We start from the raw sequence: 17,779 nt of genomic DNA, 5'->3' as shown, positions 1-17,779 counted from the left end.
CCGGAGGTGACACCATGACGGACATCCTGATCCGCGATGTGCCGGACGAGATCGTCGCCGCGATCGACGCGGACGCCGGCAAGCTCGGCATTTCCCGCACCGAGTTTCTCCGCCGCGCGCTTGCCAACTCGGTCTCACGCTCGGGCCAGACCCGGCTCGCCGATCTCGCGTGGTTCGAGCAGACCTTCACCGACCTGTCCGACGATGACCGGATGAACGAGGCATGGCAGTAGGACTCTGGCTGATCGACAAATCCGCGCTGGTCCGCCTGGCCCGGAGCCGCGACGCGGCCGAGTGGGCCACGCGGATCGACCGGGGCCTGGTGGAGATCACCACCGTGACGCTGCTCGAAGTGGGCTACTCGGCCCGCTCCGCAGCCGACCTCCGGCTGGCATCCCAGCGGCCCCCGCTGTCGCAGATGCCGATCGCGCACCTCACCCCCTCGATCGAGCGGCGCGCGATCGAGGTGCAGAAACTCCTCGCCGATTCCGGCCACCACCGCGGGCCGGGCCTTCCCGACCTGCTCATCGCGGCCGCCGCCGAGCTGACCGCCCGCACGGTCCTGCACGTCGACAAGGATTTCGAGATCATCGCCGAGCTGACCGGCCAGCCGGTGGCGCGTCTCGTCATCGGCTGACGACCCACGCCCCCTTTAAAAGATCAAAATCACGCGTGGGTACGCCCCACCCGCCCGACGCGCCGCTCCGTGACCGACGGCCCGCCCGTCGACTTTGGTATACGCACCGATCGACCAAAGCCCGACGCGCCGCCGCCCCGGACCCGGCAGGCTGGACCCCGTGCAGAAGGCCCCACGCTCGTTCGCCGACCTCGCGCTGGTCTGCGCCGGCTTCCCGCTCGGCGGCGCCGGCCTCGGCTGGCTGTTCCACCACTTCTGGGGCTGGATCAGCGACCGTGAGTGGATCCCCTGGCTCGGCCTGGCCCGCTGGATCGCCGGCTGGCCCGAGCCCTGGGCGCTGATCGGCTTCGTCGGCGCCGGTCTGCTGGCCGGCCTGGCGCTGACCGCGTCCGCGTTCTGGGGATACGTGGTGATCGGCGTGGAGGCGGACGAGCTGGTGGTCCGCCGCGGCGACACGACAAAGCGGGCCCGGCACGCGGAGGTCGGCACGGTCTGGGTGGAGGAGTCCGGCGGGCTGACCGGCAAGGAGCTGGTCGTGCTTGGCCGCGACGGCGTCGAGCTGTGGCGCGTCCGCGGTGACCTCCCGCCCCGGCCCGGCATCGAGACGCTGCTCACCGCGCACGGCCTCCCGTGGCGCTCCGGCGGGGATCCGTACGCGTCCTCGTACCGCCGCTGGGTCGAGGGTCTTCCCGAGGACGACGCGCCCGGCGGCCTCCCCCGCGGGGCGAACGCGCTGCTCAACGCGCGTCAGCGCGCGCTCGGCCGGGACGATCGCGAGGAGGCCGACGCGCTGCGGCAGGAGCTGTCCCGGATCGGCATCTCGCTCAAGGACGAGAAGGACCGGCAGCACTGGCGGCACACCGCGCGGTAGCTTGATCCCCGATGAACGCGGACCTCCGACTCGGCCGCCCCGCAGGCCGCTGGGTCCTCCTCGCCACTGTGCTCGGCTCCGGGCTGGCCTCGATCGACGCCACCGTGGTCAACATCGCGCTCCCCCGCCTCGGCGCGGAGCTGGACGCGGGCGCGGCCGCGCTGCAGTGGACCGTGAACGGCTACACGCTCAGCCTGGCGTCGCTGATCCTGCTCGGCGGTTCGCTCGGCGACCGCTACGGCCGGCGCAGCGTCTTCGTGCTCGGCGTCGCCTGGTTCGCGCTCGCGTCGCTGCTCTGCGGCCTCGCGCCGAACGTGGAGACGCTCATCGCCGCACGCGTGCTCCAGGGCATCGGCGGCGCGCTGCTCACCCCCGGTTCGCTGGCGATCCTGGAGGCCGTGTTCGTGCGCGAGGACCGGGCGAAGGCGATCGGCGCCTGGTCCGGGCTCGGCGGTGTGGCCGGCGCGATCGGCCCGTTCCTCGGCGGCTGGCTGGTCGAGGCCGCGAGCTGGCGCTGGGTCTTCCTGATCAACGTGCCGCTCGCCGTGCTGGTCGTCCTGGTCGCGCTCCGTCACGTGCCCGAGACCAGGGACGACGGCGCCCCGCGCGGCCTGGACCTGTCCGGCGCGATCGTCGGCGCGGTCGGGCTCGGCGGCCTCACCTACGGCTTCACCGCCTGGCCCGCGCTCGGCGCCGCCCACCCGGTCGTGCTCGGCACGCTGGCGCTCGGCCTGGCCGGCCTGGCCGGATTCGTGCTGGTCGAGCGCCGTTCCCCGCACCCGATGCTGCCGCTGACCGTCTTCTCCTCGCGCGCGTTCTCCGCCACCAACCTGGCCACGTTCGCGGTCTACGCGGCCAACGGCGGCGTCTTCCTCTTCACCGTGCTGAACCTGCAGGTCGTGGCCGGTTTCAGCCCGATCGCGGCCGGCACGGCGCTGCTCCCGCTGACCGCGATGATGCTGGTGCTCTCCTCCCGGGCCGGCGCGCTCGCGGAACGTATCGGCCCGCGCCTGCCCATGACGATCGGCCCGCTGATCTGCGCCGCCGCGCTGCTGCTCTTCGCGCGGGTCGGCCCGGACGCGAGCTACCTGCGCGACGTGCTCCCCGCCGTGCTCGTCCTCGGCCTCGGCCTCTCCGCCACCGTGGCGCCGCTCACCGCGACCGCGCTCGGCTCGGTCGACCGCCGGTACGCGGGCGTGGCCAGCGGCGTCAACAACGCGGTCGCCCGCGCGGCCGGCCTGCTGTCCGTGGCCGTGCTGCCGCTCGCGGCCGGCATCGGCACCGGCAGCCTGACCGACCCGGCCGCGCTGCACCCCACGTACCGTTACTCCATGTGGATCTGTGCCGGCCTGATGACGGCCGGTGCGGTCATCGCGTTCGCCGGTGTGCCGGGCCGTCCCCGGCACGTCGACACACCGGTCCGGACCCACTGCGCGCTGGCCGACACACCGCTGCACCCGGCGGAGAAGCCGCGGTGACAGGCGCTTTGACAGGCGGCCGGTGCAGCGCGAAAAATCCCACCGAACACGCACGTACCGACCTCGGGAGTTCAATCGATGGGCAACGCCTCCATCTTCCTGCGCGAGTTCCTGCGCTCGCCCGCGCGCACCGGGGCGATCGCACCCAGCTCGCGCCGGCTCGGCGAGGCGATCGTCGCGCCGATCCCGGAGAGCGGTGACCCGATCGTGGTCGAGCTCGGCCCCGGCACCGGCGCGTTCACCACGGTCATCCAGGAGAAGCTGGCCGGCCGCGGCCGCCACCTCGCCATCGAGCTCAACCCGGCACTCGCCACCATGATCGCGGCCGGCCACCCCGGCGTCGAGGTCATCAACGGCAACGCCGCCGACCTCCCCCAGCTGCTGGCCGAGCGCGGCATCGACCACGTCGACGTGGTGATCAGCGGCCTGCCGTGGGCCTCGTTCCCGCTCAGCGCGCAGCGGTCCATCCTCGAGGCCGTCCACGCCGCCATGTCGCCGACCGGCGCGTTCACCACGTTCGCCTACACGATGGCCGCCTGGACGCCCGCGGCCCGCCGGTTCCGCGCCATGCTCGAGCGCACCTTCGAGGAGGTCGTGCTGGGCCGCACGGTCACCGCCAACCTCCCGCCCGCCTTCGTCTACTACGCCCGCCGCTCCCGCGTCCTCACGAACGTCTGAGCGTTCCCGCAGGGCACGACGCCGGGGCCGTAGCCGGCCGCGCCCGGTTACGGCCGCCGGGCCGGCACCACCAGCACCGCGATCGCCACCGACGCCGCTGCCGGCGCGAACCCGGCCGCCGCCGACCCCACCCGCTCGATCAGCACCCCGGCCGCCGCCGAGCGCGGTCGCGGCGATGGTGAGCAGCGGCCCGGCCGCGAAGATCAGTTCCTGGACCGCGGTGTCCAGCGTGCAGGCCGTGTGCACCCGCTCCTCCGGCAGTTACGGAGCGAGGTCAGGTCCGCGCCGTCCAGCGGCAGATCCGGGGTCATCCACACCCGGAACGCCGTCAGCCTGCCCGTCACGCGAACGCCCTACCCGTTTCCCTCAGGAACGCGCCCCTGAGTGAAGACTCGCGGGAACAACCGGATCGCAACCGTTCGCAACCCTGTTCGCACCCGTGGAATTTCACAGTTCTCCCTGGCCAGAGAGGTACACCAGCAGGGGGAACACACGATGAGCAGCATTCCGATGAGCGACCGGGACCGTGAGGACATGATCCGCGCGAACATGCCTCTGGTCGGCCACCTGGTCCGCGAGATGCTCGGCCGGGTCCCGGCACACGTCAACCGCGACGACCTGACCTCGGCCGGCCTGGCCGCGCTGGTCACCGCGGCCCGCGCGTTCGACGTCGAGCGTGGCATACCGTTCCACCGGTTCGCGGCCGCCCGGATCCGCGGCGCGCTGCTGGACGAGCTGCGCGGCCTCGACTGGGCGTCCCGCTCGGTCCGGTCCCGGGCCCGGCAGACCGACGTGGCCCGGCAGCACCTGACCGCCACGCTCGGCCGTACCCCCTCGGTCGCGGAACTCGCCGCCCACCTCGGGATCCCGGCCACGGAGATCAGCTCGGTCGAGGACGACGTGCAGCGCGCGGTCGTGCTCTCGCTGCAGGGCTTCACCACCGGCAGCGCCGAGGACATGGTCACGGAGCCGACCATGGGCCCGGAGGACCTGCTGGTCCACCGCGAGCGGATCGGCTACCTGCACAACGCGATCGAGGCGTTGCCCGAGCGGCTGCGCATCGTGATCACCCGCTACTTCCTGAACGACGAGCCGATGTCGGTCATCGCGGCCGAGCTGGGCGTCACCGAGTCGCGCATCTCCCAGCTGCGCGCGGAGGCGCTGATGCTGCTCAAGGACGGCCTGAACACGCACCTCGACCCGGACCAGGTGAGCGGCAACGGTCGGCCGGACGGCTGTGTGGCCCGCCGCCGCGCCAGCTACTTCGCCCAGATCGGGACAAAGGGCACGCTGAGCACCCGCCTGGCCCGGACCAGCCCTCAGGGGTTGCCGATGGCGGCCTGACGATTCGGGCTCCACAGCAGCTCACACCATGGGGTAATCGAGAAGAACCGCACTGTGAATCGTGTGTATGGTGCAAGCAACTCGATCTCCAGGAGTACGCGTGAGCTCCGCTGACACCACCCCCGAGGGCGAAGGCGACTTCACCCACCGGCAGATCATGACCATCCTCGCGGGCCTGATGATGGGCATGTTCCTGGCCGCGCTGGATCAGACCATCGTCGCCACCGCGATCCGCACCATCGCCGATGACCTGCACGGGTTCTCCGTGCAGGCCTGGGCCACCACCGCGTTCCTGATCACGTCCACGATCTCGACGCCGCTGTACGGCAAGCTCTCCGACATCTACGGCCGCCGCCGCTTCTTCCTGGCCGCGATCGGCATCTTCGTCGTCGGCTCGATGCTCTGCGGCCTGGCCGACAACATGTACCAGCTGGCCGCGTACCGCGCGGTCCAGGGCATCGGCGCCGGCGGCCTGATGTCGCTGGCCCTGGCGATCATCGGCGACATCGTGCCGCCCCGTGAGCGCGCCAAGTACCAGGGCTACTTCCTGGCCGTCTTCGGCAGCGCCAGCGTGCTCGGCCCGGTGCTCGGCGGCCTGTTCGCGGAGGCGGACGACCTGCTCGGCATCGCCGGCTGGCGCTACATCTTCTACATCAACGTGCCGCTCGGCCTGCTCGCCATGGTCGTGGTCGCCCGCGTGCTGCACCTGCCGCACCACCGCACCGACCACCGCATCGACTGGCCCGGCGCGCTCGCGCTGATCGTCTGCCTGGTCCCGCTGCTCACCGTCGCCGAACAGGGCCGCGACTGGGGCTGGGACTCCACGCGCGCGATCGGCTGCTACGTCGTCGGCGTCATCGGCCTGGTCGCGTTCATCCTGGCCGAACGCGCGTACAAGGACGAGGCGCTGCTCCCGCTCCGCCTGTTCCGCATCCGCACGTTCGGCGTCGGCGCGGCCAGCAGCTTCGTCGTCGGCATGGCCATGTTCGGCGGCCTGATGATGGTGCCGCTCTACCTGCAGATCGTGAAGGGCTCCACCCCGATGGTCGCGGGCCTGCAGATGATCCCGTTCGTCTTCGGCATCATGACCGGCTCGATCGTCTTCGGCCAGATCATCTTCCGTACCGGCCGCTACCGCGTCATCCCGATCATCGGCTCCACGCTGATGCTGGTCGCGCTCTTCCTCTTCTCGCTGATCACCGCGGACACGCCGCTCCCCGCCGTCATGGCGATCATGCTGCTGATGGGCCTCGGCCTCGGCGGCAACATGCAGCCCATGGTCACCGCGGTCCAGAACGCGGTCTCCCCGCGCGAGATCGGCACCGCCACGTCCGCCGTCACGTTCTTCCGCCAGATGGGCGGCACGCTCGGCACCGCCGTCTTCCTCTCCGTCCTCTTCGCCGCCGTCCCCGGCAAGATCCGCGACGCGTTCACCGCCGCCGAGTCCGACCCGGCCTTCCAGCAGGCGCTCCGTGACAATCCCACCCAGGCCCAGGCGCTCCAGGCCGGCCAGTCCACCGAGGGCCTCAACGACACCTCGTTCATCAACACGCTCAGCGACGTCGTGGCCCACCCCTTCAAGGTCGGCTTCTCCGAGTCCATGAGCCTGGTCTTCCTCCTCGCCGCCATCATCATGATCGCCGGCCTCGCCGTAGTCCTCTTCCTCCCCGAACTCCCCCTCCAGAACCGCTCCGCCGCCGCAGCCCGCGCCGCCGAGGACCGCGAAGCCGCCGCCGGCGCGCTTTAACACCCTGGGACCCCATACCTCGCCCTTGACGCACCACCCGTTTCGCAAAATCCAGACCCAGATCCAGATCCTTTTCCCGCTTCCGGCGTGGTGCAGCCCGCATGCTCCCGCGGGCAAACCTCCGCCGCCCCGAAGACTCCGCTAACGCTCCGCTTCGGCCCGCCGTTCGGAGCCAGTCCCGTCGCCGGTCACCCCAAACCCACCGCCGCCCATTCCCACAGCAGGCCGGCGGTCCCGGGAGCCGGCGGTCCCGGACGCCGGCAGTCCCGTGGCACCGGCAGTCCCGGATGTCGGCGCCAGACCGGACGCCGGCGCCAGACCGGACGCTCCGCGTCCGAAATATCACCATTTAAGGCCTACAGCCTTGGTCCTCAGGCGGCCCGCTCCAGCCACGATCGCCAAAGGATCATTGACTGTTGCGAAAAGGCGGTCAACAGCGCTCGTTGACCGCCTTTTCGCAACAGTCAATGATCCTTTCCCAGAATGTGGATACACATATGTCAATAACCTTCTCCTCATGTTCGCCTCGAAGCGACCGGCATCCGGCGGTCCCTCCGTTCGCCACAGAGCCGCAAGCACACCTCGGCCAAACCTCGGTCCCCTTTATCCCGAAATTTCGTCCCGGGTCACTGGCACGGCCCCCGGCCAGGCTCCGGCGGCTCCGTGAACCGGGGTCGACGGAGGTAGGGCTGGGCCCAGCTGCGAGCGGGGGTGCAGCGTCATTGCCCGGAATTCAGCGTGATTGATCTACTCGGATTCATGCGATCTTCCGCCCTGACCAGTACCGGCGCGCTCTGTCTGGTCGCCGCCGCACCGACATTTCTCGCCGCGAATGTCGTCGTCGGGCTCGGCTGGCACGATCCCGCCTTCAGCTGGGCCACCAACAACATCAGCGATCTCGGCAACGTGACCTGCGGTGTCTGGGACACGACCCGGCCCCGATACGTCTGCTCGCCGTGGCACGACGCGATGAACCTCGCCTTCGTGCCGACCTCGCTCCTGCTTGTCTCCGGTCTCCTGCTCACTCGGCGAGCCTGGGGCACCGGAGGCACGAGCCGCGCCGCCCGGTGGATGCTGCTGGCCGGTTCCGCCGGTTTCGGCCTGGCAGGCGTCGCCCCGGCCGACACCCACGAGAACCTCCACCTGCTCGCCGCACTCCTGATCTTCGCGTGCGGGAACCTCGGCCTGATCATGGCCGGATTCGCCCGAACCGGCATGCTCTTGTCCAGGCTGCGCCCGCTCACGCTGGTGTTCGGCGCGCTCGGCACCGCCGGCAGCGCACTGTTCATCGCCCAGCAAGGACTCGGCCTGGGAGTCGGCGGCATGGAACGCGTCGCCGGCCTCTCCATGCCCGTCTGGATCTGCGTCGTCGGCGCCTTCCTGTATCACACGACCCGCGCCGGCGACCCCACGCCGAGAAGGCCGGCCGCTGAAGGCGACCACCCGGGGTTTTCGTGAGCAACGACGCGACCGGCTCCGAGCGACGTGCGGAGCACCGGCGGAGCCCGACGCGAGGTTTGCCGCGGGAGCCGCTCAGGGTGACCAGCGGCGGTGATGGGAAAGCAAAGGTTCTAGGGTTTAGGGCATGGCTGTTGTGAAGATCAATGCGATCGATGTTCCCGAAGGCGCGGGCCCGGAGCTGGAGAAGCGGTTCGCCGCGCGGCAGGGCGCGGTGGAGGGCTCCAAGGGCTTTCTCGGCTTCGAGCTGCTGCGACCGGTGAGCGGCGAGTCGCGGTACTTCGTCTACACGAAGTGGGAGAGCGAGGAGGACTACCAGGCCTGGGCGCAGGGTTCCGCCCGCGCCGCGCACGCCGGCGAGCGCGCACGCCCGGTCGCGAGCGGCGCCAGCCTGCTCGAGTTCGAGGTCGTCCAGAGCGCCTGACCACCCGCCCGACACGACACCACACAGAGCAAGCCGCACGAAGACAAGCCGCACGAAGCAATCCGCACAAGGCGGCCGCACAGAGCCGGCCGCGCAGGGCACCTACCCGCCGGACCGGCGCTGCGCCGTCTCCAGCAGTCGTTCCGCCACCACGCGCGGGCTGACCGCCAGCCGGGTCGCGGTCTCGTCGATGAACTCGAACGCCTCGGCGGGCCCGCACCCGCGCTGCGCCATGATCAGCCCCACCGCGTGGTTGACCGTCGCATCGGACGGCTCCGCGGCCGGCGCCGGCGTCTCCGCGGCTCGCCGCAGCACCTCGCCCAGCAGCAGCGCGGCCTGCCCCGCGATCGCCATCGCCGCGACCATCCGGTCCGGCCCGATCGCGCCCGGCTCCGCGAGGTAGACGGTGAGCGCGCCCACCGCGTCCCGATGCACGTCGATCGGGAGCGCTATCGCGGTCCGCAGCCCGGCCTCGACCGCGGCCATCTGCAGTCCCGGCCAGCGCTCGTCGGCCGTCAGATCCTCGCTGATGACCGGTTCCCGGGTGTGCAGCGCGTCCAGTGACGGCCCGGCCGCTTCCACCTGCTGCGCGTCGTCGATCTTGCGACGACTGCTCTCCGAGGCGGCCGAGATCGCGGCGCGGCCCTCGGTGATCAGCATGACGGAGCAGCGGGCCACGCCGGGCACCGCGAACGCGGTGAAGCGGGCCAGATCGGCGAGCGCGGGTTCGATCTCGTGGGTGCCGAGCAGCATCGCGGTGAGCTCGTGCAGCAGGCCCACCAGCTCGACGCTATGCGGGCCTCCATCGTCGTCGACGGGGAAATTCACCCGGCCACGCTACCAGCGGTACCGGTTCCGCGCAGTGTCCGACTGATCAGTCAGTGGCCGGCGCTCTCGTACCGCCGGACGCCCCGATGGTAGATCCGCACGCCGAGAATCAGGCTGTACGCGGCGACCAGCGGCGTCACGATCGCGGCCCACCAGTACCGCCCGGGGTCGAGCAGCCAGCTGACCGGAAAATACGCCGTGAACGCGAACGGGATCACGACGGTCAGCACGCCGCGCAACGCCACCCCGAAGATCGTCAGCGGGTACCTGCCGAGCGTCCCGAGCTGGTTGATCGCGAACGCGAAGCCGGAGTGCGGCGCCTGCAGCCAGAACGAGATCGCGCAGCTGGCGGCCAGGACCGAGACCCGGATGGTGACGGCGCTCACCAGCAGCACCGCCCCGACCAGCACGGTGAGCGGCGACCAGGAGATGTCCGCGCGGGAGAGCGCCCACCCGATCATGCAGGTGGCGACCACCACGTCGCCGGCCCCCTGCAGCCCGACATAAGAGCCGGAAACCTGGAGCATCACCGGGTACGGCCGGACCAGCGCATAGTCGAGGTCACCCTGATTGACCAGCCAGGCCGTACGCCACAGCCCGTCGAAGAACAGCGGCGACATCCCGAACACGAACGACGCGAACCCGTAGAGCAGCACCGCCTCCGTGAACGTCCACCCGTGCAGCGCCTGGACCTGCGCGAACACCGCCCCGAGGAACGCCAGCCCGACCAGTTGCTGCAGCAGTCCCGCCAGCACGAGCAGCCAGAAGTCCGCCTCGTACTCCATCATGCTGCGCACATGCGCGCCCAGACTGCGACGATAAATCCATAAAATTCGCGAGATCTCAGCCACCGTGCACCGTCAGCCTCCGAATCGCGAACCGCCAGGCCAGCCGCGCCGCGAACCACAGTGCGACGGTCCACAGCACCTGCACCAGGATCAGCTGCACCGCGTGGAAACCGGACACCGCGCCCACGTAGATCAACGCCGGCGTCGACACCACGCTGGCGAACGGCAGCACGCCGGACACCGCCTGCAACCACCCCGGCAGCAGCGCGATCGGCACCAGCGCACCGGACAGCAGCGCCGAGATCGTCTCCCGCGCCCAGAACAGCCCCACGTAGTTCTGCGTGTAGAAGCAGAGCGTGCAGGTCAGATACATGATCCCGAACTTGAGCGGAATGACGGACGCCATGGCCGCCAGGAACAGCAGCGCCTGCACACCGTGCGGCACCAGCACCGGCCCCGTGATGATCACCACCCCGCAGGTGACCAGCCCGACCGAGAGCAGTTCCATGCCCACGCCGCCGAGCGCCTCCGCGAATCGGGACCGCTGGTAGTCGACCGGCTTGACCAGGTCCAGCGCGACCCGCCCGTCCAGGATCCGGTTCGCCATCCGGAAGTCGCCGTACGCGGCCAGCAACGACCCGGTCCCGAACGTGACCAGCAGGTACGCCCGCATCTGCGCCCAGTCCAGCCCGCCGAGCGACCGTTCGCCCGAAAGCAGCGCGCCCCAGATCGCGAACAGCGACACCATCGGCAGGATGCCGCCGAGCACCCCCAGCCAGAACGACATCCGGTACGCCAGCACGGTCCGCGCCGACGTCCGAAATAGCCCAAAATAAGCGACATAGGAGCTCACGCCAGCCTCAGCTCCCCCGCGTACACCTTGCGGATCACGTCCTCGATCGCGGGCTCGTCGATGCGCAGCTCCACCACCTCGGCCAACGGCAGCACCGCCGAGATCACCGCCCCCGCGGTCTGCCGGAACCGATCCACCGTCACGGTGAACTCGCCCGGTTCGTCCCCCGCCACCACGACCGCGTCCGGAAGCCGATCCGACAGGGAAGCCAACGGCACCGGCGAGGCCAGCTGCAGGTGGATCCGCCGCTCCCGGGCGAAGTCGTCCTTCACCGCCGCCAGCGACCCGTCGTAGATCACCCGTCCCCGGTCGATGATCACCAGCCGCTCGCACACGTCCTCGATGTCGCCGAGATCGTGCGTGGTCAGCATGATGGTGGTCCCCTCGTCGCGCAGCTGCCGCAGGAACTCGCGCACCCGGTCCCGGACCGCGATGTCCAGCCCGATCGTCGGCTCGTCCAGGTACGCGATCCGCGGCCCGTGCAGCAGCGCCGCCGCCAGGTCCGCCCGCATGCGCTGGCCCAGCGAGAGCTTCCGGGCCACGACCGGCAGGATCGAGCCCAGGTCGAGCACCTCGTCGAACCGCTTCATCCGCGCGCGATACAGCGAGTCCGGCACCCCGTACATGTCCCGCAGCAGCGTGAACGACTCGCGCACCGGCAGGTCCCACCAGAGCTGACTGCGCTGGCCGAAGAGCACGCCGACCTGCCGCGCGTTCGCGATCCGGTCCCGGTGCGGGGAGAGGCCGGCCACCCGCACCTCGCCCGACGTCGGCACGATGATGCCGGTCAGCAGCTTCACCGTGGTGGACTTGCCGGCGCCGTTCGGCCCGACGTAGGCGACCGCCTCTCCGGGCTCGATGCGCAGGTCCACCCGCTCGACCGCGGTCACGTCCCGGTAGCGGGGCGACACCAGGTGCCGCAGCGCGCCGCGGAAGCCGGGATCCTTCACCGGCCTGCGGAAGACCTTGGTCAGTCCGGTGACCTCAACCAGCGACATGCACCGATGTTCGCAGAGCCGGACGAGACGGTCGACTCCATTAAATCGGCCGAAGAACCCCCGTTTTTCAAGATCGCTGTGTTACGGATTGACGGCAAAAATGACAACTCGAAGGAGGCCGGCGTGAGCCAGACAGTTCGCGGGGTTATCGCCCGAGCGAAGAACGCCCCGGTGGAGGTCGTGCCGATCATCGTTCCGGACCCCGGGCCGGGCGAGGCCGTGGTGAAGATCCAGACCTGCGGGGTCTGCCACACGGACCTGCACTACAAGCAGGGCGGCATCAACGACGAGTTCCCGTTCCTGCTCGGCCACGAGGCCGCCGGCACGGTCGAGTCGGTCGGACCCGGCGTCACCGAGGTCGCCCCCGGCGACTTCGTGGTGCTGAACTGGCGTGCGGTCTGCGGCGACTGCCGGGCCTGCCGCAAGGGCAAGCCGCAGTACTGCTTCGCCACCCACAACGCGAAGCAGCCGATGACGCTGGAGGACGGCACGAAGCTCTCCCCCGCGCTCGGCATCGGCGCGTTCATCGAGAAGACGCTGGTCGCGGCCGGCCAGTGCACGAAGGTGGACCCGGCCGCGCGTCCGGCCGCGGTCGGCCTGCTCGGCTGCGGCGTGATGGCCGGCATCGGCGCCGCCATCAACACCGGCAACGTGCAGCGCGGTGACTCGGTCGCGGTGATCGGCTGCGGCGGCGTGGGCGACGGCGCGGTGGCCGGCGCGGCGCTGGCCGGCGCGACCACGATCATCGCGGTCGACACCGACGACCGGAAGCTGGAATGGGCCAAGGGCTTCGGCGCCACCCACACGGTCAACGCGCGCGAGGGCGACGTGGTCGAGGCGATCAAGGCGCTGACCGGCGGGTTCGGTGCGGACGTGGTGATCGACGCGGTCGGCCGCCCGGAGACCTGGAAGCAGGCGTTCTACGCCCGCGACCTGGCCGGCACCGTGGTCCTGGTCGGCGTGCCCACGCCCGAGATGAAGATCCCGGAGATCCCGCTGCTGGACGTCTTCGGCCGCGGCGGCGCGCTCAAGTCCAGCTGGTACGGCGACTGCCTGCCCACGCGCGACTTCCCGATGCTCACCGAGCTCTACCGCCAGGGCCGCCTGGACCTGGACGCGTTCGTCTCCGAGGAGATCGGCCTGGAGCAGATCGAGGAGGCGTTCACCAAGATGCACCGCGGCGACGTGCTCCGCTCGGTGGTGATCTTCTGATGCCCGCGCGCATCGACCACACGGTCACGTCCGGCACGTTCAGCCTGGACGGCCAGACCTTCGACGTCGACAACAACGTCTGGGTCCTCGGCGACGACACCGAATGCGTGGTCGTCGACGCCCCGCACGACGTCGACGCGATCCTCGAGGCCGTCGGCGGCCGCACCGTCAAGGCGATCCTGGCCACCCACGCGCACGACGACCACGTGCGCAAGGCCCCCGAGCTGGCCGAGGCCACCGGCGCGCCGATCCTGCTGCACCCGGACGACCTGCCCGTCTGGCAGCTCACCCACCCGGACACGCAAGTCGGCGGCTCCCTCGCGGACGGTCAGTCCATCGAGGTCGGCGGCGTCACGCTGCACGTGCTGCACACGCCCGGCCACGCGCCCGGCGCCTGCTGCTTCCACGTGCCCGCGCTCGGCGTCGTCTTCACCGGCGACACGCTCTTCCAGGGCGGCCCCGGCGCCACCGGCCGCAGCTTCAGCAGCTTCGACACCATCATCGAGTCGCTGAAGGCCAAGATCCTCACCCTGCCGCCGGAGACCGTCGTCCACACCGGACACGGCGCCAGCACCACCATCGGCGCCGAATCCCCGCACCTCGACGAGTGGATCACCCGGGGCCACTGACCTCGCCACCAGGGCCGCGCGGGCCACTCACCACCCGCGCGGCCCGGGAAAATCCAGATCCAGAGCCGGATTCACCCACTCAGTGGGTGGTCCGGCAGCGTTGCTCCCGCGGGCCGGCGGATTCGCCGTGGTCCGGAAGACCCCCACGGGCGCACCACGCGGCGGCCTGCCCTCAGCGTCGGCACGCGACGGGTCTTCTGCTCTGGGCGTGACCAGACGCAAAACCGCCGGCCCGCGGGAGCATGCGGTCCGGACCACCGCGAAAGCGGGAAAATCCAGATCTTGATCTGGCCTTTAGTCCGGCGGCTCCTCGGAAGCGGCCTCGACGGACGTGCGGTGCTCCACCGAGCCGTCCGGCGATGCGGCCGTCCGCTCGTCCGACTCCCGCAGGATGCCCTCTGCCTGCGCCTCGATGTCGTCGCTGCCGACGCGGCGCTCCTCGGGCAACAGCGACGCCGCCCGGCTCTCCACCCGATCACTCATGCTCGCTCCGTACCCACGTGGAGCGTTTTCAGTCACGATCACGACCCTGACAGCAGACGCGAGGCGTGGAACGCGGTAAGGTGTCCGGCGTGACGAAGTCCTTTTATTGGTTTGGGTGGCCGGCCCTGAGCGCCGGTGACTCAGCCATGGTCTGACGTCACCACAAGCCTTCAGAGAGCCGGCCGGGGCAGGGAGCTTCTTCCCTGCCCTTTTCGCATGCCACAAATGCTGCCCGGCTCTCCAGGTCACCGGCCCTGGATCGGCCGGTGAAAGGAATCCTGCAATGACGTCCTCACGACGGGTCACGGACCAGCGGATCGACAAGGTCGTTCCGCTGATGACGCCGGACCTGCTCCACCACCACCTGCCGCTGAGCGACGAGCTGGCCGACCGGGTCATCGAGGGCCGCCGTGCGGTCGCCCGCGTGCTGGACGGCGAGGACGATCGGCTGCTGGTCGTGGTCGGCCCGTGCTCCGTGCACGACCCGGTCGCCGCGCTCGATTACGCCCGCCGTCTGCGCCCGGTCGCGGAGCGCCTCGCCGACGACCTGCTGATCGTGATGCGTGTCTACTTCGAGAAGCCGCGCTCGACCGTCGGCTGGAAGGGCCTGATCAACGACCCGGCGCTGGACGGTTCCGGCGACGTCAACACCGGCCTGCGCATCGCCCGCCAGCTGCTGCTGCAGGTGCTGGAGCTGGGCCTGCCGGTCGGCTGCGAGTTCCTCGACCCGATCACGCCGCAGTTCATCGCGGACACCGTTGCCTGGGGCGCGATCGGCGCGCGAACGGTGGAGAGCCAGGTGCACCGCCAGCTGTCCTCCGGCCTCTCGATGCCGATCGGCATGAAGAACCGTCCGGACGGCGCGATCAGCACCGCGATCGACGCGATCAACGCGGCCAGTGTGCCGCACGTGTTCCCCGGCATCGCCATGTCCGGCACGCCGGCGATCCTGCACACCCGCGGCAACGCGGACTGTCACCTGGTGCTGCGCGGCGGCAACGACGGTCCGAACTACGACGCCGCCTCGGTCGGGAACGCGCTGGCGCAGCTGCGCAAGGCCGACCTGCCGGAGCGGCTGATCATCGACGCCAGTCACGCGAACAGCGGCAAGGACCACCGCCGCCAGCCGATCGTGGCCGCGGACATCGCGGAGCAGCTCAAGGCCGGCAACCGGGGCATCTCCGGCGTGATGCTGGAGTCCTTCCTGGAGCCGGGCCGGCAGGATCTGGACCCGACGCGTGAGCTGACCTACGGCCAGTCGGTAACGGACGGCTGCATGGGCTGGGAGCAGACCGAGTCCGTGCTGGACTCGCTGGCCACCGCGGCCGCCGCACGCCGCGCCGCGGTAACCGTCGCCTGACAAGTCCCCCACACAAGGCCACAAAATGGCCGACTGACGCGCTGCCCGGGGCCCACCGGCCCCGGCTCACGCTCTTATGTGCAGCCTCGTCACCGTCGACGACGGACTCGTGTACGTCTGCACCAGATCACACAACCGGTTCGCCAGCAGCAGCCCTCGCCCGCGCGGGCTGGAGTCCGGCGGCCGGATCCGCCCCGCCATCCAGTCCGTGATCTCGCCGGGCCCGCGCACCTCGCAGATCACTCGCCCGCCGTCCCACCACGCGCGCACGGTCCCGCCCGCGCCGCCGTGCTCCACCGTGTTGGTCGCGATCTCGTTCACCGACAGCTGCAGGTCGACGACCCGCTCCGGTGCCAGCCCGGCGGCCCGCGCCTGCGCCCCGGCCAGCGCCCGCGCCGCCCCGAGCGTGTCCACGCCGAACCCGACCTCGTCGACCGGCCCGGCCGGCTCCGGCAGTGGCTGGTTGAGCAACGCAACGGTGGCGAGCGGATCCGCGTATCCGCCGGTCGTCCGCACCTCGCCGTCCTCGAGCATGGTCGGGTGCGTGCGGCGCACGTACATCAGCACGCCCGGGTGCAGGCCGTCCGCGTCGTACGGGCAGAGCACCTCCGCGTCCGTGTCCGCCATCGCCACGTTGATCAGCGCCTCGTGCTGCACGCAGCCGGGGATCTCCTCCGGCGCCCGGCCCGGCCAGATCGGCTCGCCGACGATCCGCACGGGCCGCCCCGCGTGCTCCTCGGTGAAGGCGCGCAGCACCCACGGGATGATCCGGTGCGGGTTGCGTCCGGCCTCGCGCATGTCCAGGAACCGCACCCGTGCCGCCCGCGCGCCGAGCCGGTCGCGCAGCAGGTCGAGACGCGGTTGTGGCACCGCGACCAGCACCGGCCGGCCCAGGTCGAGCCCGGCGGTGAGGAACGGCAGCGTACCCGCGAGGTACTCCCCCACGTCGCGGTAGAGGAACCCGTGGTGGGCGAACGTCATCAGCTGTGCACCTCGATTGTTCTGGGCCGGCCCCACATCACGTCGATGATGCGCAGCAGTTCGGGTGGCGGGTCGTGCAGCACGAGCCGCCGTCCGGCATCGAGGCGCCCGGCGGCCGCGACCAGCGCGGTCACGCCGCCGACGTCGATGAAGGCGAGCTGAGCGAGCTCGAGGTGCAGGTCGGCCGTTGCCGGCACCCCGGCGAGCGCCCGGTCGAGCACCGCGCGCGTCCCGAGATCCGCCACCCCGACCAGTCGCAGTCCTCCGCCGATCGACTCGATCCGCAGACCACCCGAGCCGGTCGTCGCCATCTGCCGTGCCACCCTCTTCCCGTCCCGACGCCTGCGACTCTAAGCCGGGACCTCCTGGCCGATATCACCCAACCGGTCCGTCGCCCTCACAACGGAGGACGAACCCGCCCATAACAATGAGGTACGGACCCGACCGCAGATACAGCGCCGCCGGGCACGAAAGCAACACGCCCCGCCGGGAAAGCCCGGCGGGGCGTGGAGAGAAAGGGTGTCGGTGTGCCGGTCGCCTCGCGGCGAGTGGCGCGACGCGGCTCCTGCCGAACGGTATTCCGCGAAGGCTTAATGGTGAGGCCCGGGGACACTGAGCACACCGACACCTGACCTAACCTTCGTCCACCGGCCCCTGTTCCTGAGGCCGATGTATCAGGAATCACAGTTCACCCGTCCCGCAGGCGGTGCGGGTCGATCTCCCGGCCCGGGTGCCGCGTGAGGTACTCGGTCTCCAGGTCCGCGGTACGGCGCAGGTGGGTGGCGAGCGCCGCGTCCGACGCGTGCCGGAGCGTGTCCAGCCGGGTGCGGTGCAGGCTCGCCACCTCCCTGATCAGGTCGTCGTCCGACAGTTCGGCCGGATCCACGCCGGGTTCCGCGAAGACGTCGGACCGGTGCCGCAGGTGGTCACCGTCCCACTCGTCGACCCGCTGCTCGGGGCTGGCCGGCACGGGATCGGGCAGTGCCGTCTGCTCCGGCCTCGGTGGCACG

20 protein-coding genes are annotated in these 17,779 nt (G+C 70.7%); 12 read left to right on the top strand and 8 right to left on the bottom strand.

The window, feature by feature from the left end:
- Positions 1 to 14: 14 nt before the first annotated feature.
- The 9 genes from vapB (at position 15) to OP04_RS36365 (ending at position 8,637) form a co-directional block, all read left to right on the top strand.
- A complete protein-coding gene (gene vapB / locus OP04_RS36405) occupies positions 15 to 233 on the top strand; it encodes a type II toxin-antitoxin system VapB family antitoxin (protein WP_033344478.1) in 219 nt (72 codons plus the stop codon).
- The gene (locus OP04_RS36400) at positions 224 to 637 is read left to right on the top strand and encodes a PIN domain nuclease (protein ID WP_033344477.1); all 414 of its coding nucleotides are present in this window, start codon (positions 224 to 226) and stop codon (positions 635 to 637) included. Before vapB ends, OP04_RS36400 begins: the two co-directional genes overlap by 10 nt.
- Before the next feature lie 160 nt (positions 638 to 797).
- Positions 798 to 1,508 carry a YqeB family protein gene (locus tag OP04_RS36395; RefSeq protein ID WP_033344476.1) on the top strand — a complete coding sequence of 237 codons (711 nt, stop codon included), beginning with the start codon at positions 798 to 800 and terminating at the stop codon, positions 1,506 to 1,508.
- 11 nt (positions 1,509 to 1,519) lie between these two features.
- Positions 1,520 to 2,986, top strand: a complete 1,467-nt coding sequence (locus tag OP04_RS36390; RefSeq protein ID WP_033344475.1) for an MFS transporter — start codon at positions 1,520 to 1,522, stop codon at positions 2,984 to 2,986.
- A gap of 78 nt (positions 2,987 to 3,064) precedes the next feature.
- Positions 3,065 to 3,664: a class I SAM-dependent methyltransferase gene (locus tag OP04_RS36385; protein WP_033344474.1), complete on the top strand. Its 600-nt coding sequence runs from the start codon at positions 3,065 to 3,067 to the stop codon at positions 3,662 to 3,664.
- A gap of 495 nt (positions 3,665 to 4,159) precedes the next feature.
- Positions 4,160 to 5,008 carry a sigma-70 family RNA polymerase sigma factor gene (locus tag OP04_RS36380; RefSeq protein ID WP_033344473.1) on the top strand — a complete coding sequence of 283 codons (849 nt, stop codon included), beginning with the start codon at positions 4,160 to 4,162 and terminating at the stop codon, positions 5,006 to 5,008.
- Between the two features lie 100 nt (positions 5,009 to 5,108).
- Positions 5,109 to 6,755 (top strand): MDR family MFS transporter, encoded by a 1,647-nt coding sequence (locus OP04_RS36375; RefSeq protein WP_051799630.1) that lies wholly within the window; start codon positions 5,109 to 5,111, stop codon positions 6,753 to 6,755.
- Between the two features lie 711 nt (positions 6,756 to 7,466).
- The gene (locus OP04_RS36370) at positions 7,467 to 8,213 is read left to right on the top strand and encodes a DUF998 domain-containing protein (protein ID WP_232323871.1); all 747 of its coding nucleotides are present in this window, start codon (positions 7,467 to 7,469) and stop codon (positions 8,211 to 8,213) included.
- Between the two features lie 127 nt (positions 8,214 to 8,340).
- Positions 8,341 to 8,637, top strand: a complete 297-nt coding sequence (locus tag OP04_RS36365) for an antibiotic biosynthesis monooxygenase family protein (protein WP_033344472.1) — start codon at positions 8,341 to 8,343, stop codon at positions 8,635 to 8,637.
- A gap of 102 nt (positions 8,638 to 8,739) precedes the next feature.
- Here the strand turns inward: OP04_RS36365 and OP04_RS36360 are convergent, their stop codons facing one another.
- From OP04_RS36360 to OP04_RS56595, 4 genes are all read right to left on the bottom strand, one after another.
- Positions 8,740 to 9,465, bottom strand: coding sequence for a GAF and ANTAR domain-containing protein (locus OP04_RS36360; protein ID WP_033344471.1), 726 nt, complete (start codon positions 9,463 to 9,465; stop codon positions 8,740 to 8,742).
- Between the two features lie 50 nt (positions 9,466 to 9,515).
- Positions 9,516 to 10,253, bottom strand: coding sequence for an ABC transporter permease (locus OP04_RS36355; RefSeq protein ID WP_063746779.1), 738 nt, complete (start codon positions 10,251 to 10,253; stop codon positions 9,516 to 9,518).
- Positions 10,254 to 10,308: 55 nt separating this feature from the next.
- Complete coding sequence (locus tag OP04_RS36350) at positions 10,309 to 11,040, bottom strand: ABC transporter permease (protein ID WP_063746777.1); 732 nt, start codon at positions 11,038 to 11,040, stop codon at positions 10,309 to 10,311.
- Positions 11,041 to 11,102: 62 nt separating this feature from the next.
- A complete protein-coding gene (locus OP04_RS56595) occupies positions 11,103 to 12,104 on the bottom strand; it encodes an ABC transporter ATP-binding protein (protein ID WP_033344469.1) in 1,002 nt (333 codons plus the stop codon).
- A 123-nt stretch (positions 12,105 to 12,227) separates the two neighbouring features.
- On the opposite strand from OP04_RS56595, the gene OP04_RS36340 reads away from it, so the two are divergent.
- Entirely contained in the window at positions 12,228 to 13,316 is a 1,089-nt protein-coding gene (locus tag OP04_RS36340) for an S-(hydroxymethyl)mycothiol dehydrogenase (RefSeq protein ID WP_033344468.1), read from the top strand.
- The gene (locus tag OP04_RS36335) at positions 13,316 to 13,945 is read left to right on the top strand and encodes an MBL fold metallo-hydrolase (protein ID WP_033344467.1); all 630 of its coding nucleotides are present in this window, start codon (positions 13,316 to 13,318) and stop codon (positions 13,943 to 13,945) included. The genes OP04_RS36340 and OP04_RS36335 overlap by 1 nt, the downstream gene beginning before the upstream one ends.
- Before the next feature lie 294 nt (positions 13,946 to 14,239).
- Here the strand turns inward: OP04_RS36335 and OP04_RS36330 are convergent, their stop codons facing one another.
- Positions 14,240 to 14,428 (bottom strand): hypothetical protein, encoded by a 189-nt coding sequence (locus OP04_RS36330; RefSeq protein WP_033344466.1) that lies wholly within the window; start codon positions 14,426 to 14,428, stop codon positions 14,240 to 14,242.
- 283 nt (positions 14,429 to 14,711) lie between these two features.
- Here OP04_RS36330 and OP04_RS36325 point away from each other — a divergent pair, with 283 nt between their 5' ends.
- Entirely contained in the window at positions 14,712 to 15,788 is a 1,077-nt protein-coding gene (locus OP04_RS36325; RefSeq protein WP_033344465.1) for a 3-deoxy-7-phosphoheptulonate synthase, read from the top strand.
- 66 nt (positions 15,789 to 15,854) lie between these two features.
- Here OP04_RS36325 and OP04_RS36320 read toward each other — a convergent pair whose 3' ends face one another.
- The 3 genes from OP04_RS36320 to OP04_RS36310 form a co-directional block, all read right to left on the bottom strand.
- Positions 15,855 to 16,769: an anti-sigma factor RsbA family regulatory protein gene (locus OP04_RS36320; RefSeq protein WP_033344464.1), complete on the bottom strand. Its 915-nt coding sequence runs from the start codon at positions 16,767 to 16,769 to the stop codon at positions 15,855 to 15,857.
- Entirely contained in the window at positions 16,769 to 17,080 is a 312-nt protein-coding gene (locus OP04_RS36315) for an STAS domain-containing protein (RefSeq protein ID WP_051799625.1), read from the bottom strand. Before OP04_RS36315 ends, OP04_RS36320 begins: the two co-directional genes overlap by 1 nt.
- 377 nt (positions 17,081 to 17,457) lie before the next feature.
- Entirely contained in the window at positions 17,458 to 17,751 is a 294-nt protein-coding gene (locus OP04_RS36310) for a DUF6158 family protein (RefSeq protein WP_033344585.1), read from the bottom strand.
- Positions 17,752 to 17,779: the final 28 nt, after the last annotated feature.

The sequence above is a fragment of the Catenuloplanes japonicus genome, assembly GCF_000717135.1.
Taxonomy (GTDB): Bacteria; Actinomycetota; Actinomycetes; order Mycobacteriales; family Micromonosporaceae; genus Catenuloplanes; species Catenuloplanes japonicus.
This window is presented reverse-complemented; position numbering and strand designations above follow the sequence as displayed.

Coding starts and splice junctions, on each gene's coding strand:
- OP04_RS36335 (WP_033344467.1), top strand. CDS start 13,316: ATGCCCGCGCGCATCGACCACACGGTCACGTCCGGCACGTTCAGCCTG.
- OP04_RS36380 (WP_033344473.1), top strand. CDS start 4,160: ATGAGCAGCATTCCGATGAGCGACCGGGACCGTGAGGACATGATCCGC.
- OP04_RS36330 (WP_033344466.1), bottom strand. CDS start 14,428: ATGAGTGATCGGGTGGAGAGCCGGGCGGCGTCGCTGTTGCCCGAGGAG.
- OP04_RS36385 (WP_033344474.1), top strand. CDS start 3,065: ATGGGCAACGCCTCCATCTTCCTGCGCGAGTTCCTGCGCTCGCCCGCG.
- OP04_RS36400 (WP_033344477.1), top strand. CDS start 224: ATGGCAGTAGGACTCTGGCTGATCGACAAATCCGCGCTGGTCCGCCTG.
- OP04_RS56595 (WP_033344469.1), bottom strand. CDS start 12,104: ATGTCGCTGGTTGAGGTCACCGGACTGACCAAGGTCTTCCGCAGGCCG.
- OP04_RS36325 (WP_033344465.1), top strand. CDS start 14,712: ATGACGTCCTCACGACGGGTCACGGACCAGCGGATCGACAAGGTCGTT.
- OP04_RS36320 (WP_033344464.1), bottom strand. CDS start 16,769: ATGACGTTCGCCCACCACGGGTTCCTCTACCGCGACGTGGGGGAGTAC.
- OP04_RS36315 (WP_051799625.1), bottom strand. CDS start 17,080: ATGGCGACGACCGGCTCGGGTGGTCTGCGGATCGAGTCGATCGGCGGA.
- OP04_RS36355 (WP_063746779.1), bottom strand. CDS start 10,253: ATGATGGAGTACGAGGCGGACTTCTGGCTGCTCGTGCTGGCGGGACTG.
- vapB (WP_033344478.1), top strand. CDS start 15: ATGACGGACATCCTGATCCGCGATGTGCCGGACGAGATCGTCGCCGCG.
- OP04_RS36365 (WP_033344472.1), top strand. CDS start 8,341: ATGGCTGTTGTGAAGATCAATGCGATCGATGTTCCCGAAGGCGCGGGC.
- OP04_RS36350 (WP_063746777.1), bottom strand. CDS start 11,040: ATGTCGTTCTGGCTGGGGGTGCTCGGCGGCATCCTGCCGATGGTGTCG.
- OP04_RS36390 (WP_033344475.1), top strand. CDS start 1,520: ATGAACGCGGACCTCCGACTCGGCCGCCCCGCAGGCCGCTGGGTCCTC.